The 16331-nt window shown below is 41.8% G+C and carries 18 protein-coding genes; 17 read left to right on the top strand and 1 reads right to left on the bottom strand.

Annotated elements, in window-relative coordinates; genetic code table 11:
* Nucleotides 1-15: 15 nt before the first annotated feature.
* The gene (locus tag NSQ25_RS11730; RefSeq protein WP_305933710.1) at nucleotides 16-945 is read right to left on the bottom strand and encodes a Na/Pi symporter; all 930 of its coding nucleotides are present in this window, start codon (nucleotides 943-945) and stop codon (nucleotides 16-18) included.
* A gap of 182 nt (nucleotides 946-1127) precedes the next feature.
* Here NSQ25_RS11730 and rpsU point away from each other — a divergent pair, with 182 nt between their 5' ends.
* From rpsU to glyS, 17 genes are all read left to right on the top strand, one after another.
* Nucleotides 1128-1301 carry a 30S ribosomal protein S21 gene (gene rpsU / locus NSQ25_RS11725; protein WP_003152957.1) on the top strand — a complete coding sequence of 58 codons (174 nt, stop codon included), beginning with the start codon at nucleotides 1128-1130 and terminating at the stop codon, nucleotides 1299-1301.
* 14 nt (nucleotides 1302-1315) lie between these two features.
* Nucleotides 1316-1765: a GatB/YqeY domain-containing protein gene (locus NSQ25_RS11720; RefSeq protein ID WP_024423028.1), complete on the top strand. Its 450-nt coding sequence runs from the start codon at nucleotides 1316-1318 to the stop codon at nucleotides 1763-1765.
* A 141-nt stretch (nucleotides 1766-1906) separates the two neighbouring features.
* The gene (locus tag NSQ25_RS11715; protein WP_034280117.1) at nucleotides 1907-3220 is read left to right on the top strand and encodes a nodulation protein NfeD; all 1314 of its coding nucleotides are present in this window, start codon (nucleotides 1907-1909) and stop codon (nucleotides 3218-3220) included.
* Nucleotides 3221-3247: 27 nt separating this feature from the next.
* Nucleotides 3248-4240 carry a flotillin-like protein FloA gene (gene floA, locus NSQ25_RS11710; RefSeq protein WP_024423026.1) on the top strand — a complete coding sequence of 331 codons (993 nt, stop codon included), beginning with the start codon at nucleotides 3248-3250 and terminating at the stop codon, nucleotides 4238-4240.
* A 31-nt stretch (nucleotides 4241-4271) separates the two neighbouring features.
* Nucleotides 4272-4769, top strand: coding sequence for a hypothetical protein (locus NSQ25_RS11705; protein ID WP_070326493.1), 498 nt, complete (start codon nucleotides 4272-4274; stop codon nucleotides 4767-4769).
* Nucleotides 4770-4974: 205 nt separating this feature from the next.
* A complete protein-coding gene (yqfC, locus tag NSQ25_RS11700) occupies nucleotides 4975-5256 on the top strand; it encodes a sporulation protein YqfC (RefSeq protein ID WP_012010618.1) in 282 nt (93 codons plus the stop codon).
* A gap of 18 nt (nucleotides 5257-5274) precedes the next feature.
* Nucleotides 5275-6465, top strand: a complete 1191-nt coding sequence (gene yqfD, locus NSQ25_RS11695) for a sporulation protein YqfD (protein ID WP_041118008.1) — start codon at nucleotides 5275-5277, stop codon at nucleotides 6463-6465.
* A gap of 3 nt (nucleotides 6466-6468) precedes the next feature.
* Nucleotides 6469-7428, top strand: coding sequence for a PhoH family protein (locus NSQ25_RS11690; RefSeq protein WP_046311804.1), 960 nt, complete (start codon nucleotides 6469-6471; stop codon nucleotides 7426-7428).
* A gap of 138 nt (nucleotides 7429-7566) precedes the next feature.
* On the top strand, nucleotides 7567-9654 hold the full coding sequence (locus NSQ25_RS11685; RefSeq protein WP_326136655.1) for an HD family phosphohydrolase: 2088 nt from the start codon (nucleotides 7567-7569) through the stop codon (nucleotides 9652-9654).
* Nucleotides 9655-10134, top strand: coding sequence for an rRNA maturation RNase YbeY (gene ybeY, locus NSQ25_RS11680; protein WP_024423021.1), 480 nt, complete (start codon nucleotides 9655-9657; stop codon nucleotides 10132-10134).
* Nucleotides 10112-10498, top strand: a complete 387-nt coding sequence (locus NSQ25_RS11675; protein WP_024423020.1) for a diacylglycerol kinase family protein — start codon at nucleotides 10112-10114, stop codon at nucleotides 10496-10498. Before ybeY ends, NSQ25_RS11675 begins: the two co-directional genes overlap by 23 nt.
* A gap of 113 nt (nucleotides 10499-10611) precedes the next feature.
* Nucleotides 10612-11010, top strand: coding sequence for a cytidine deaminase (locus tag NSQ25_RS11670; RefSeq protein ID WP_008356263.1), 399 nt, complete (start codon nucleotides 10612-10614; stop codon nucleotides 11008-11010).
* A complete protein-coding gene (gene era, locus NSQ25_RS11665) occupies nucleotides 11003-11908 on the top strand; it encodes a GTPase Era (RefSeq protein WP_326136232.1) in 906 nt (301 codons plus the stop codon). Before NSQ25_RS11670 ends, era begins: the two co-directional genes overlap by 8 nt.
* 148 nt (nucleotides 11909-12056) lie before the next feature.
* Entirely contained in the window at nucleotides 12057-12200 is a 144-nt protein-coding gene (locus tag NSQ25_RS11660) for a YqzL family protein (protein ID WP_003217288.1), read from the top strand.
* Nucleotides 12201-12235: 35 nt separating this feature from the next.
* Nucleotides 12236-13006, top strand: a complete 771-nt coding sequence (gene recO / locus NSQ25_RS11655; RefSeq protein WP_034280128.1) for a DNA repair protein RecO — start codon at nucleotides 12236-12238, stop codon at nucleotides 13004-13006.
* A gap of 328 nt (nucleotides 13007-13334) precedes the next feature.
* Nucleotides 13335-14222 carry a glycine--tRNA ligase subunit alpha gene (gene glyQ / locus NSQ25_RS11650; RefSeq protein ID WP_012010611.1) on the top strand — a complete coding sequence of 296 codons (888 nt, stop codon included), beginning with the start codon at nucleotides 13335-13337 and terminating at the stop codon, nucleotides 14220-14222.
* The gene (gene glyS / locus NSQ25_RS11645) at nucleotides 14215-16260 is read left to right on the top strand and encodes a glycine--tRNA ligase subunit beta (protein WP_120208221.1); all 2046 of its coding nucleotides are present in this window, start codon (nucleotides 14215-14217) and stop codon (nucleotides 16258-16260) included. The genes glyQ and glyS overlap by 8 nt, the downstream gene beginning before the upstream one ends.
* The last annotated feature ends 71 nt before the right edge of the window (nucleotides 16261-16331 follow it).

Here is a 16331-nt window from a genome sequence, read left to right as displayed (position 1 = left end):
GCAAGCCGGTTTCTTTTATTTTGACTGATTCGGCATGAGACACAAGATCAATGCGTGAAAAGGGCGAATGAACGGAAAGAAGAGGAGAGAGCTTGCCACATTAAACAGCAGGCTGAAATGCGCAATCTGCTGGGCAGGAGAGCTTGCGAGAAGGGCGACAACCTCTGTGATCAGGGCGAGAAACGGCAGGCATAAAAGAACCCCAAGCACATTAAACACGACGTGTGCATAAGCCGTTTGACGTGCTGCGTAGCCGCCGGATATCGCAGCCATCACAGCCGTAATACATGTCCCAATATTGGACCCCAACACAAAGCTGATGCCTTCCTGAAGTGCCACAGTTCCTTCATTCATAAATCCCATTAAAATACCGATACAGACTGAGCTCGAATGAACAATTGCTGTGAAAATGGTACCCGAAAGCAGCGCTGTCCAGTCTGAATGCTGCATCATTTCAAGAAAACGCAATGTCTCAGGCTGGCTTGTCATCATCCCTGCAATTTTTGAAAAGCCTTGTATGCAAAAAAAGATCATCCCGAGCCCAAATAAACTTTTTCCTGCATGTCTAAAAGATGTCCTGCCAAAAAGGATAAATACAAGACCGGCTATGATCAAAACCCACATGAATACGTCCATTTTAATGGCGATAAATTCTGTCGTAAACGTGGAGCCGATATTGGTTCCAAGAATCATTGGGATCGATTTTTTAAAAGAGAGAATGCCAGTACTGACAAAGCCGATGACGATGACCATAAAAGCAGAACTGCTTTGTAGAACCCCTGTAAACACAATGCTGACCAAGAATGCTTTTAACGGGTGATCTGTAAAGAGAAGAAGTGATTTCTCAATACGAGACGACGCAAGCGCCATTAATCCTTTTCTCAGCAAACCCATTGACCATAAAAAAATGAAAATAAGTGCACAAAAATAAATGATCGCCATCATAGAAAAGTCCTCCTCTTACCAATGAATATATGGACTTGTCTACCTGCTCATGACGAAAATATATTTCCAAATCACTTAGTTGACCTCACACTGGGCTTATATTATAATGTCTAGGTACATGTTTTGCATGTATATCTTTTTTTAATGCAGTCGATTGGTGTATTCGGAGGGAGGGAAAGAGAATGTCAAAAACGGTCGTTAGAAAAAACGAATCGCTTGAAGATGCTCTTCGTCGCTTTAAACGCAGTGTATCCAAAACTGGAACATTGCAAGAAGCAAGAAAGCGTGAATTTTATGAAAAGCCTAGCGTAAAGCGTAAGAAAAAGTCTGAAGCTGCTAGAAAACGTAAATTCTAAAGAGGGTGGATTTTATGAGTCTTCTTGAGCAATTAAATTCTGATATGAAGCTTATGATGAAAAACCGTGAGAAAGACAAGCTTGTTGTCATTCGTATGGTAAAGGCTTCGCTGCAAAATGAAGCAATTAAGCTTAAGAAAGACAGTTTGACCGGCGATGAGGAACTAACCGTCCTTTCCCGCGAGATTAAGCAACGTAAAGACTCCCTCCATGAATTTTCGAAAGCTAATCGCTTAGATTTAGTAGATAAAGTTCAAAAAGAGATTGACATATTAGACGTTTATTTACCTGAACAGCTTTCTGAAGAAGAACTGCAAACGATCGTGAAAGAAACGATTACTGAAACAGGTGCTTCCTCGAAGGCTGACATGGGTAAAGTCATGAGCGCTATTATGCCAAAAGTAAAAGGTAAAGCTGATGGAGCTGTCATTAACAGACTTGTCAGCGAGCAGCTGTCTCAATAAAAAAGTATCCTTCTATTGTTAGAAGGGTACTTTTTTTATGCCCTCGTGATTCTGTCATATAAAAATGAAACCTATGATACATTTGTAACGTATGTAAAGGAACAGTAAAATGGAAGAAAGAGAGGAGGGATCACCAAATAGATGAAAAAAATAAAAATTTCTATTGCTCTCTTCAGTTGTTTTATAATATGCTTGTTATTAGGGGTTCAATTGACCGCGAAATCAGCAGATCAGAAAGTACATGTTATCCCAATTGAAGATACAGTAGAAAAAGGACTTTCTAAATTCATTGAACGATCGTTTGAGCAGGCAAAGTCGGAACGGGCGAAGCATATTATTCTCGACATCAATACACCGGGTGGTGCAGTTGATGCAGCGCTTGAGATCGCAGATACGATTCGTGCTTCCGATATCCCAGTGACAGCATTTGTCAATCATAGAGCGCTTTCAGCCGGGGCCTTCATCGCGCTAAATGCCGATCAAATTTATATGACCCCGAATGGAAAAATGGGGGCTGCTGCGATCATTGATGGAGAAGGCAATGCTGCCGATCAAAAATCTGAATCTCTATGGCTTGCTGAAATGAGTGATGCTGCCGAAAAGCAGGGGCGTGATCCAAAGTATGCTCTTGCCATGGCGGATGTAGATATAGACGCAAAAGAAGCCGGTGCACCAAAAGGAGAATTGCTCACCTTCAACACAGACCGGGCGCTTCAATTCGGGTATGCAGAAGGGGAAGCAAAAAATATGGATGACTTGCTTCAGAAGCTGAAATTACAAGACGCTTCTGTTCAATACGATGAAGTGAGCTTTGCTGAAAAGGTTGCGCGTTTTCTTACGCACCCAATTGTCATTCCAATCCTTTTATCCATTGCAAGCTTAGGGTTAGTTGTTGAGCTCTATTCTCCTGGCTTTGGGGTCCCGGGCACCATGGGAGTGACAGCGCTTCTTCTATTCTTTTATGGTCATCTCGTGGCAGGTTTTGCAGGATATGAGACGTTGTTCCTGTTTTTAGCAGGGATTGCACTCATCATTCTGGAATTGTTTTTGCCAGGGGGAATCGTAGGTGTCATTGGACTGATCTGTGTCGTTGTCAGCTTATTTTTAGCAGCTGGAAGCTTTACAGAAATGGCGATTTCCATCTTGATTGCCACTGCTGTTTCAACCATAGCAGTTATTTTATTGACAAAGGTGTTGGGGAAACGTATGAAATTCTTTAAAAAGTTCATTTTAACCGATTCAACCAATAAAGAAAGCGGTTATGTCTCAAATGAAACAAGAGAGGATCTTGTTGGACAAATCGCAGTGACAGCCACTGCACTTCGTCCATCTGGTACGATCGTACTTGGAGATGAGCGCATTGATGTTGTGTCAGAAGGTGCATTTATCGATAAAGATGAACAAGTAAAAATTGTGAAAGCGGAAGGCTCACGCATTGTCGTGAGGAAAGTATAGATATACTGATTTTAGAGGAGGAATAAAATGGATCCATCTACTTTACTATTATTTGTGATTATCGCAGCAGGTTTGATTGTTCTATCGATCTTTTTCACCTTTGTACCGGTGATGCTGTGGATTTCTGCCCTAGCGGCTGGCGTAAAAGTGAGCATTTTTACACTTGTAGGAATGAGACTGCGCCGAGTGATTCCAAACCGAGTGGTCAACCCGCTCATCAAAGCACATAAAGCAGGTCTTGATGTGACGATTAACCAGCTGGAGAGCCACTATCTTGCAGGTGGTAACGTGGACCGAGTTGTGAACGCATTAATTGCAGCTCAACGCGCCAATATCGAATTGAACTTTGCTCGCTGTGCAGCCATCGACCTAGCAGGCCGTGATGTACTTGAAGCAGTTCAAATGAGTGTAAACCCTAAAGTCATTGAAACACCATTTATCTCTGGTGTTGCGATGGACGGGATTGAAGTCAAAGCAAAAGCACGTATTACAGTTCGTGCAAACATCGACCGACTTGTCGGTGGTGCAGGGGAAGAAACAATTATTGCCCGTGTAGGTGAAGGGATTGTCTCTACAATCGGTTCATCAGATAATCATAAAAAGGTTCTTGAGAACCCTGATATGATTTCTCAAACGGTTCTTGGTAAAGGATTAGATTCAGGTACTGCATTTGAAATTCTCTCGATTGATATCGCAGATGTTGATATCGGTAAGAACATCGGGGCGATCCTGCAAACAGACCAAGCAGAAGCAGACAAAAACATTGCACAGGCGAAAGCAGAAGAACGCCGCGCAATGGCTGTTGCACAAGAACAAGAGATGCGTGCGAAAGTTGAAGAAATGCGCGCGAAAGTCGTAGAAGCAGAGGCTGAAGTACCACTTGCAATGGCTGAAGCATTACGTGAAGGCAATATTGGTGTCATGGACTACATGAACATTAAGAATATCGATGCTGATACGGATATGAGAGATTCATTTGGCAAAATGACAAAAGGTCCATCTGATAATGAAAACAAATAAGCATCCTCTCACGCTTTAAGGAGGGAGCCCATTGGACATTCTATTTGAAAATCCGCTACTAATTGCGATTATCATCGGTATCATCTCTGCCGTCTTTGGGAAGATCGGCAAACAAGAGGAGAACGAAGAGCAGAATCAGCAAAAGAAGCCCGCTCCTCAGCGTAAGCAGGTGCCCCAAAAGCAAACAAAGCAAACAAGTCCAGATCCAGTCGTGACGGATCAGCTGGACGATTTCGGTGATGTACATGATCATGGCGGGATGAAGAAAAAAACTTCTCCGTCCTTACAAGATCGCTATACGGCTACACTTGCCGAAATGGAAGAAAGAAAAAACGAGCTGAACAAAGAGTTCCAATCGCTTGAAAGAGAGCTGACAAGGCCAAAGGCTGCATCTGCTGAAATGAGGCCAAAATTCATTGAGAAGCTGAACCAAGATACAATTGTTCAAGGAATGATCCTTGGAGAAGTATTTGGAGAGCCGCGCGCGAAAAAGCCGCACAGAACGATGAAACGGCCATATAAAAGATAAAGAAGAAAGCCCCCTTTATGAAAAAGGGGGCTTTTTTTGCCTGATGACATTTTTTCTTAAAGAAAATGCTGAAACAGCTGTTTTACAGGATTCATTAGCATGATATGAACCCCTGAGGAATAGGATGATATAGAGGCTTTCTCATCAGTCTCACCATCTTTCAGTTTGATCTCATACACATGAGGTGGGAAGGGGTTCTTATTGAATGGGAAAAAGAAAAAATCGACTTAAAGCATGGCTGACAAGAACACTTGAAATCCCTCCAGACGTGATGATGGATCTTCCCCGTATTACGATGGTTGGCAGACTCCACATTTACATAGAGAACCATAAAGGGCTTTTGCTTTTCAGTGATCAAGAGGTAAGGCTGATGCTCAAACAGGGACAATGCATTATTTCAGGGAAAGATTTTGTGATTAAAACGATTTTGCCAGAAGAGATTTTATTGGAAGGGAAAATCGATGAGGTCCGTTATATTGATTCTTAACTGACGGAGGGGAGAAGCGTGAAGAATAAATGGTTCGCCTATTTTATTGGCAGAGTGGAAGTGGAGATCAAAGGAAATGGCATTGAGCGGCTCATTAATGAGTGCACGAGGCAGGGGATCACAATGTTTCAAGTGAGCCGCCGTCAAGACAGCGTGCGCTTATTTATTCGCTTATCAGATGTACATGCCTTCAGAAAGGTACGCAGACATCATGACGTGACATGTTCATTTCATCAAAAAAAGGGCTTTCCATTTCTACTCCTATGGTCAAGGAAGAATATCGGATTTACCCTTGGGATTGTATGCTTTCTAGTGACGATATTGGCGCTTTCAAACATGGTATGGAAAATCGATATTAAAGGAGCCAATCCAGAAACTGAACATCAAATGAGAAAGCATTTAGACGACATTGGGGTGCAAAAAGGACGTTTTCAATTTCTAATGGGAACACCTGAAAAAATTCAAAAATCCCTGACAACCAATATTCAAAGCATCACATGGGTCGGCGTAGAACTAAACGGAACAACCTTTCAAATGAAAGTTGTGGAAAAAAATGAACCTGAAAAAGAAAAATACACGAGTCCTCAGCATATCGTCGCCAAGAAAAAGGCTGTCATCACGAGAATGTATGTAGAAAAAGGGGAGCCGCTTGCCGCGGTTGATGAACATGTAAAGAAAGGACAGATGCTTGTCTCTGGACTCATTGGCAGCGAAGATCAGCAAAAAACGGTAGGAGCCAAAGCGAAAATCTATGGTGAAACATGGTATCGTTCAGAAGTTTCTGTCCCTCTTCGAACATCTTTTGACGTTTTTACGGGTAAAATGAAGACAAAGCACAAGCTCTCCGCATTTGGAGGCTCACTGCCATTTTGGGGCTTTTCTTTTAAAAAGGATGATTTTAAGCAGCCAAAAACAGAAACAGAAGTTCATCCGCTTCATTTCTTAAACATGCAGCTCCCATTCTCTTATGAAAAGGAAATTACACGCGAAAGTGAGAAAATAAATCGCGAATACACAAATAAAGAAGCGGTTCAAGCAGGGATTAAAATGGGTAAAAAAGAATTAGAAGAGAAGCTAGGTCAAACAGGAGAGGTGAAAAGTGAAAAAGTTTTGCACGAGACAACAGGGAATGGTAAAGTTAAGTTAATCATCCTTTACCAAGTAATAGAAGATATTGTTCAACCAACACCTATTGTTCAGGGAGACTAGAGAATGACAGAACATTTACTTGAGATTCAACAAAAATTGGATAGCCCAAACGAAGCGATTGCTTTATTTGGCAATCAAGATGCTTATCTGAAACTAATGGAAAACGAGCTGAACGTCTCCATTATTACGCGTGGAGAAAAAGTGTATGTTTCTGGTGAGGAAGCATCGAGAGATACAGTAAGCCGTTTGATCACATCTCTTTTACATCTCATCCGTAAAGGAATTGAGATATCTGAACGGGATGTCGTCTATGCCATTAAAATGGCGCAAAAAAACAAGCTGAATTATTTTGAAAATATGTATGAAGATGAAATTACGAAAAATGCCAAAGGAAAGTCGATCAGGGTGAAAACAATCGGCCAGCGTGAATATGCTGCGGCGATGAAAAAAGATGACCTGGTCTTTGGAATTGGACCTGCTGGTACAGGGAAGACGTATTTGGCAGTCGTCAATGCGGTCCATTCGCTGAAAAATGGACATGTGAAACGGATAATCCTGACAAGACCAGCTGTTGAAGCAGGAGAGAGTCTTGGCTTTTTACCAGGCGATCTAAAGGAAAAAGTAGATCCTTATTTAAGACCACTATATGATGCCCTGCATGATGTGCTTGGCAGTGATCATACGGAACGACTAATCGAGCGCGGCGTGATTGAAATAGCGCCCCTTGCCTATATGAGAGGCCGGACGCTTGATGATGCATTTGTGATTTTAGATGAAGCGCAGAATACAACACCTGCCCAAATGAAAATGTTTTTGACGAGACTTGGGTTTGGCTCTAAAATGGTCATTACAGGAGATATTACACAGATTGATCTGCCAAAGGGCATGCAGTCAGGTCTTGCAGCTGCAAAGGACATGCTTGCAGAGATCAGGGGCATCTCATTTATTGAATTAGACCAGACAGATGTGGTCAGACACCCGCTTGTGGCGAAGATCATTGGCGCATACGAAAAGCAAAAATGAACTGAGTGACCCGATCGTCTTCATCGGGTCATTTTGTTTCGATCGTGGTTTAAAGTAAAAAAGGAGGTACTTTCCTTGAGAAAGAATCAAAAAGGCAGTAAGCGCAAAAGACTACTGTCTAAAAAAGAACCTCAGAAAATGGAGCGCTCACGTTATTTAAATGTTTTGCTGTACGCTGGTTTAGCAACCATTTTATTCGTGGTGCTCTTCTTCCATGTAAAGCCTGAATCGCTCGACTTAGATTTATTTTCAGTGAGCGAACAGACCATCTATTCTCCGTCAACCGTTGATGATCAAGAAGCGACAGAAGAAAAGAAACAAGAAGCAACAGATCAGGTAGAAGATCAATATACGCTCAAAAAAGCGTATTCTGATAATCGCGTAGACCTCATCTCATCCCTCTTTGAAGCCATTAAAGAAGAGAAGAAAGCAGCTGATGATAAAGAGAACGCGCCATCAGATCAAGAAATGGTCAAGCGTGTCAAAGAAAAGCTCACAACAGATATGCAGGAGGCTGTTTCGGATCAATCCATCAAAGCACTGCTCCAAGCAAGTGATGAAAATCTCTCATTTACTAAGGATTCCATCATCACAGTGGTGAATTCACTGATGAGTAAAGAAATCACAGCAGCGAAATTACAAGATGAGAAAAAACAAGTCAAAACAGAGCTTAAAAACAATTCGATTCCATCAAAATACTTAAATGCGGCGAAAGAAATCGGTGAATTTGCGATCATTCCAAACTATGTATTTGACCCAGTGGCAACAGAGAAGAAAAGACAGGAAGCGGCTGACAATATTCAGCCTGTGCAAATTAAGCAGGGGCAAATCTTAGTTGAAGAAGGAGAGCTCATTGACCGGGAAGTTTATCGCAAATTAGAACTCACGGGTCTGTTAAACAGCTCAAATTTATTTAAGCCTGTAAGTGGTCTTCTCATATTAATTGGACTTTTCTTAGCAGCGATTGTTCATTCCCTTGAATCGAGGAAAAAATCGCTTGTCCATAAGAATAAGTCGTTACTGCTTTACTCGCTTATTTTCACGATTATATTAATTATCATGGAAGTGTTCAGCCTCTTCCAGGAAACGAAGTATACGACGATAGGCTATGTCGTGCCAGTGGCACTTGGCACGATGCTGATCAAGCTGCTTATTAATGAGCGGCTGGCGATCTTCTCCGGTCTTGTATTTGCTCTTTGCGGCAGTATGATGTTTAATCAAGGAGTAACCGGCGTCTTTAACTATGTGATCTGCGCTTATTATCTGATGAGCGGGATGGCGGGTATTTTATTTTTAAGAAAACATAATGCAAGATCAAAAATATTGCAGGCTGGGCTTTTGGTTGCTTTGGTGAATGTACTTGTGGTTTTATCCATTACACTCATCCAAAACTCTTCACCATCAGGGCTTGAAATCGGTGTGAACCTCATGATGGCGATTGTTTCAGGGTTTGCATCATCTATCTTGGTCATTGGGTTAATGCCTGTTTTTGAGAGCATGTTTGGTATTCTTTCCACAATGAAACTGATTGAATTATCCAATCCAAATCATCCGCTGCTCAAAAAGATTTTAACCGAGACACCAGGTACATATCATCATAGTGTCATGGTGGCGAATTTAGCGGATGCTGCATGTGAAGCAGTCGGCGCAAATGGTCTTTTAGCAAGGGTCGGTGCTTATTATCATGACATTGGGAAAACGAAAAGACCGCAGTACTTTATCGAAAACCAAATGAACATTGATAATCCGCATGACAAGCTTTCTCCTCAGCTGAGTAAAAATATTATTATTGCCCATACGACAGATGGCGCTGATATGCTGAGAGAAAAGAAGTTTCCTGAAGAACTTGTCGACATTGCCGAACAGCATCACGGGAAGTCTCTTTTAAAGTTCTTTTACTATAAGGCGAAAGAGCGTGATGATCAGGTGACAGAAGAAGAATTCCGTTACCCTGGTCCAAAGCCGCAATCAAAAGAAGCAGCGATTATTTCTGTGGCTGACAGCGTTGAAGCGGCGGTTCGTTCGATGCATAATCCAAATCCAGAGCGGATTGAAAAGCTTGTCAAAGGCATTATTTCAGATAAAATGCAGGACGGGCAATTTAGTGAATGTGACCTCACATTTAAAGAATTAAATATTATCAGCCAAACGATTTGTACAACATTAAAGGGGATTTTCCATTCTCGGATTGAATATCCAGATGCCCCGAAGCAGAAGGTGAAGTAAATGACATTGTTAATCGATTTAATAGATGAAACAGGACAAGTATCAAAAGAGCAGCTTGAAGAAGTGGAAAAGCTTCTTCAGTTTGCTGCAGACGAACTTGAGGTCAAGGATCAAGCGGAAGTATCAGTGACGATCGTTTCGAATGAAGAGATTCATCAAATCAATAAAGAATACCGCGGAAAAGACGCACCAACGGATGTGATCTCCTTTGCACTTGAGGAAGAAGGAGAAGGGGAGATTGAAATCATAGGAGCGGATGATATCCCGCCTGTACTTGGTGACATTATCATTAGTGTGGATCGAACGAAAGAGCAGGCAGAGGAATATGGACATTCCTTTATGAGAGAGCTTGGATTCTTAACGATTCATGGCTTCCTCCATTTGCTCGGGTACGATCATATGACAGAGGAAGATGAAAAAGAAATGTTCGCCAAACAGACAAAAATTTTGGATGATTATGGCCTTTCGAGATCATCGTAAGAAAAGAAGGCCGCTCGCCCGTTTTTTTCGGAGTTTTTACTATGCATTTAGAGGAATATGGCGAACTTTCTTGAATGAACGGAATTTTCGATTTCACACAGTCGCAGCCATCATCGTGGTGATCTGCGGCTTTTGGTTCCGCATTGACCCATTTGAATGGCTGATCGTTCTTCTTCTTTGCGGGGGGATGTTTGCGCTTGAACTTGTCAATACAGCCATTGAACATACAGTGGATCTGATGACAGAAGAAAGGCACCCGCTTGCAGAGAGAGCGAAGGACGCTGCGGCAGGCGCTGTTTGCGTTTACGCCGCGATTTCGGTTATGATTGGGTTGATCATCTTCTTACCGAAGATCATGCAATAGAACAATATTACTATTTATTAACATTTTTAGAAATGGGCGTGAAAATGTCACGTGAATTATGTAAAATATAAATGTGACAGTGGTACCATTTCTTCTGAAAGTGGGAACTAGGAATGAACAAACAAGAGTTGATTTCAGAAGCAATCAAAGCAAGAGATTTTGCATATGTACCCTATTCTAAATTCAAAGTCGGTGCAGCATTACTGTCGAATGATGGAAAAGTGTATGGCGGCTGCAACATTGAAAATGCAGCATATGGTATGTGTAATTGTGCGGAAAGAACAGCACTTTTTAAAGCCTATTCAGAAGGCATTACATCTTTTCAAATGTTAGCAGTGGTGGCTGATACAGACCGTCCTGTTTCGCCGTGCGGCGCATGCAGACAGGTCATTTCAGAGCTATGTGCACCTGATATGCCAGTGATTCTAACGAACTTAAAAGGACATATATACGAAACAACAGTAAACGAACTATTGCCAGGCGCATTTTCACCGGAGGATTTAAATGACTAACGAAAGCTTCAAATCAGGATTTGTATCAATTATTGGAAGACCAAATGTAGGGAAATCAACTTTTCTTAATCGTGTCATTGGACAAAAGATCGCCATCATGAGCGATAAGCCCCAAACGACGCGAAACAAAGTGCAAGGTGTTCTGACAACAAACACATCACAAACGATCTTTATCGATACACCGGGGATTCATAAACCTAAGCATAAGCTTGGTGATTTTATGATGAGGGTGGCTCAAAATACACTGAAGGAAGTCGACCTGATCTTGTTTATGATTAACGCACAGGAAGGCTATGGCAAAGGTGATGAATTCATCATTGAACGACTAAAGCAAACATCTACACCGGTGTTCCTAGTCGTTAATAAAATTGACCAAATTCATCCAGATGAACTGTTCCTTTTAATTGATGAATACCGCACACGTTACCCATTCAGGGAAATTGTGCCAATTTCAGCACTTGAAGGAAACAATATCGACACGCTTCTTCAGCAGATTGAAGGTTATCTTCCAGAGGGCCCTCAATTTTATCCGGCAGATCAAGTAACAGATCATCCAGAACGGTTTATTATTTCTGAATTAATTCGTGAAAAAGTGCTGCATTTAACGAGAGAAGAGATTCCGCACAGTATTGCGGTTGCGATTGAATCGATTAAGCCAGATGAAAATGGCAAGATCCATGTCGCGGCGACCATTGTCGTAGAACGTGATTCGCAAAAAGGGATCGTCATTGGTAAACGAGGCAGCTTGTTAAAAGAAGTGGGACAAAAAGCGCGCAGAGATATTGAAGCACTTCTAGGCTCAAAAGTGTATTTAGAGCTTTGGGTCAAAGTTCAGAAGGACTGGCGTAATAAATCCACTCACCTGCGTGATTTTGGATTTAGAGAAGACGAATATTAAAAAATCGCTGCATTTGTCAGCAAATCTGACAATGGTGCGGTTCGATTAGTAAAAATTGTTTATCATGAAATGGAGGTAGCCTGGTCAAGATAAAATTAATATGTTGGATGTAGCGTTGCTGCTTCTAATAAAGAAAGGTGGGGTTTTTATGTTGAATTTTACATGGAACGTATTTTCACAAACAGGAAGCGTTGACACGTATCTGCTTTTCAAAGAGTTAGAAAAGGAGAACCTGGAAAGACCCGATGTACTTGAAGAAGAGATAGCACGATTTGATTTTCCAATCTTATAATTCTTGACCCCCTCCAATGCTCGGAGTGTAGACAAATGCTCATTAAAAGTGAAGGAATCGTCCTTAGAACAACAGATTATGGCGAAACAAACAAAATTGTCACGCTGCTCACTAGAGAACATGGAAAAATTGGCGTGATGGCAAGAGGCGCTAAAAAATCAAACAGCCGCCTGTCAGCTATAAGCCAGCCGTTTTTATATGGCACCTTTCTCATCCAATCATCAACAGGACTTGGAACGCTCCAGCAAGGCGAAATGATTGAAAGTATGCGGGCCATTCGGGAAGACTTATTTCTGACCGCATATGCCGCATATATGACGGAATTGATGGATAAAGGGACAGAAGAAAAAAAGCCAAACCCTTATTTGTTTGAGCTTCTGCTTCAATCTCTGCGTCATCTCAACGAAGGTACAGATGCTGATATTATTTTATTTATCGTAGAGGTCAAAATGTTATCAGTGATGGGGATGAAGCCTGAACTTGATCAATGTGTGCACTGTGGTCAAAAAGAAGGGCAGTTCCATTTCTCAATAAGAGATAACGGCTTCATTTGCCAAAATTGTTTTTCGAAAGATCCATATAAACTGCCCTTATCCCCCGCAGCTGCAAGGCTGCTCCGTTTGTTTCATTATTTTGATTTATCAAGGCTTGGTCAGGTTGATGTGAAACAGCAGACGAAACAAGAAATTCGGCAAGTGCTTGATCACTACTATGACGAATATTCCGGCCTCTATTTAAAATCAAAAAAATTCATGAATCAGATGGAATCCATGAAAAAGCTAATGGGCGGGGAAAACAAAAGTTGACATCTCCCATGACTTTTTGTAAGATCATCTAAGATAAAATATGTTGCATTGACAGAAAGAAGTACTTACGTAAAATCCATAAAAGCGACCTTAGGGCGGTGTGAGCTAAGGATGGAGGCGTAACGAAAGGCATTCTTGAGCAACGTAAAACAAAGCGGCTGGGTGCTACTACACCAGCAAATAGGGTGGAACCGCGGGAAAAACTCTCGTCCCTATGTTTGCAAGAACCTTGCGAGCATAGAGACGGGAGTTTTTGTGTTCTCTTACAAGGTTCTCATCCCACCCGCCATACATAGCGGTTGGTCTAGAAAAGATGGAGGTGCGATCATTGAATATTCAAGACATGATTTTGACGCTGCAAAAGCATTGGTCAAATGAAGGCTGCGTATTAATGCAGGCGTATGACACAGAAAAAGGTGCCGGAACGATGAGTCCATACACGTTCCTCAGAAGCATCGGCCCAGAGCCGTGGAAGGTAGCTTATGTAGAGCCTTCAAGACGCCCGGCTGATGGCAGATATGGAGAAAACCCAAATAGATTGTATCAGCATCACCAATTTCAAGTGATCATTAAGCCATCACCTGACAATATTCAAGAGCTATATCTTGAATCATTGAAGGCACTTGGCATTGACCCGCTGAAACATGATATTCGTTTTGTGGAAGATAACTGGGAAAATCCATCTCTTGGCTGTGCAGGACTTGGCTGGGAAGTATGGCTTGATGGGATGGAAATTACGCAGTTCACGTATTTCCAACAAGTCGGCGGCTTAGAATGTAAGCCCGTTTCTGTTGAAATCACATACGGTATTGAACGTCTTGCTTCTTACATCCAGGACAAAGAAAATGTCTTCGATCTTGAATGGACAGACGGATTTACGGTCAGAGATTTATTCTTAATGGCTGAATATGAGCACTCTGTTTATACATTTGAAACATCTAATACTGACATGCTGTTCGAGCTATTTACAACCTATGAGAAAGAAGCACATAGCCAAATGGACAAAGGGCTTGTTCACCCGGCATACGATTATGTCCTCAAATGCTCTCATACGTTTAACCTGCTCGATGCAAAGGGTGCTATTTCTGTGACTGAGCGAACTGGTTATATCGGAAGAGTGCGTCAGTTAGCAAGAAAAGTAGCCAAAACCTATTATGAAGAACGCGAAAAACTGGGATTCCCTATGCTAAAAGAGGAGGCGGCTTCTCATGAATAAACAAGATGTATTACTTGAAATCGGCTTAGAAGAGATGCCGGCTCGTTTCATGCCAGAGAGCACAAAGCAGCTGGGTGAGAAAGTAAAAGCATGGTTTGAAACGCAAAATATTTCATTCGAAGAGACTGCTTTATTTAACTCACCTAGACGTCTTGCTGTACTTGTGAAAGGTGTCGCAGAAAAACAAGAAGACATCAAAGAAGAAGCAAAAGGCCCGGCTAAAAAAATTGCCCAAGATGCTGAAGGCAATTGGACAAAAGCAGCTGAAGGCTTTGCAAGAGGACAAGGTGCTTCAACAGATGATCTCTATTTCAAAGAGATCAAAGGAGTGGATTATGTCCATGTCCAAAAGTTTCAAGAAGGAAAGCAAGTCAAAGACCTTCTGCCAGCGTTAGGTGAAATCGCCGCTTCATTAAGTTTTCCAAAGAACATGAGATGGGGAAGCGAGGATTTACGCTATATCCGTCCGATTAAATGGATTGTTTGTTTATTTGGAAAAGAGATTGTACCTGTTGAAATTGCTGGGGTGAAAAGCGGACGTGAGACTAGAGGACACCGTTTTCTTGGAACGACAGCCAGCATTGACACACCTGCTTCCTATGAACAAACATTGCGCGATCAATTTGTGATTGCAGACTCAGAGAAAAGAAAACAATTCATTACTGAACAGCTAGATGCGCTATCTTTAGAAAAAGGCTGGGTCATTCCTGTTGATCCTGAACTTTTAGAAGAAGTGAACGACCTTGTAGAATATCCAACTGTGCTGTCTGGTTCCTTTGAAGAAGAGTTTCTTGCATTACCGGAAGAAGTATTGGTGACGACAATGAAAGAGCATCAGCGCTACTTCCCTGTGAAAAATGAGCAAGGGGAATTATTGCCGCACTTTATTACAGTCAGAAATGGAAACAGTGAGGCGCTCGAAAATGTCGCAAGAGGGAATGAAAAAGTACTTCGTGCGCGTTTATCAGATGCTGCATTCTTCTATAAAGAAGACGAAAAACTAGTGATTGAAGACAATATTAAAAAGCTTGATAAAGTGGTATTCCATGAGAAACTTGGAACAATCGGCGACAAGCTGAAGAGAGTGACAGACATTGCAACTCGTCTAGCGGCGCATGTCGGAGCAGATGATGAAACCACTAAACGTGTGGCGAGAGCAGCAAGTATTTCGAAGTTTGACCTTGTGACTCAAATGGTCTATGAATTCCCAGAATTACAAGGAATCATGGGTGAGAAATATGCAAGAGCTCTTGGTGAACATGAAGAAGTAGCAAGAAGCATCAACGAGCACTATATGCCGCGCTTTGCTGGTGACGAGGCGCCGTCCACTTTGATTGGTGCGATTGTGGCAGTAGCAGATAAGCTTGATTCTATTTGTTCATTCTTCTCAATTGATGTGATCCCAACGGGTTCTCAAGACCCTTATGGACTTAGAAGACAAGCGAGCGGTATCGTTCAAATCCTGCTCGACCGTCATTGGAATATTTCATTTAAAGAGCTGCTAGCACTTGCACAAGTAAAGGCAGAACATGAAGCTGCTCTAATTGAATTTTTAACACATCGTTTAAAATATGTTCTTCAAGCAGAGCATATCCGCCATGATGTTGTTGATGCAGTGCTGGATGTTGAAAATATTGAGCCATATGCAGTCGTCAAAAAAGCAGCTGTTCTTGAAGAGAGTGTGAAACAAGAAAGCTTCAAAGAAACGGCTGAAGCATTGGGGCGCGTCATTTCAATCAGTAAAAAAGGGGAAGATGCAGAGATTCAGCCTGAACTGTTTGAAAATGAACATGAGCAAAAGCTGTTTGAGGCGTATCAGCAAGTAGAGAAAGCTGTAAAGGAACATGTAGCAGCAGGACAATACAGCTTGGCACTTGAGGCGCTGGATACGTTAAAAACACCGATTGTTCATTATTTCGATCATACAATGGTTCATGCGGATGATGAAAAACTGAAGCGAAATCGTTTAGCACAAATGGTCAAACTAGCCAAAGTTATTCAATCATTTGCGAATATGAACAATTTAATTGTAAAATAAATACCTAAGAACGGTTGCCTTTTCCGAAGGGCAATCGTTTTTTACTCATTTAATTCAAGGTTTTTGAGTGG

This window comes from Bacillus sp. FSL R5-0512 (genome assembly GCF_038593295.1).
Classification (GTDB): Bacteria; Bacillota; Bacilli; order Bacillales; family Bacillaceae; genus Bacillus; species Bacillus safensis.
This window is presented reverse-complemented; position numbering and strand designations above follow the sequence as displayed.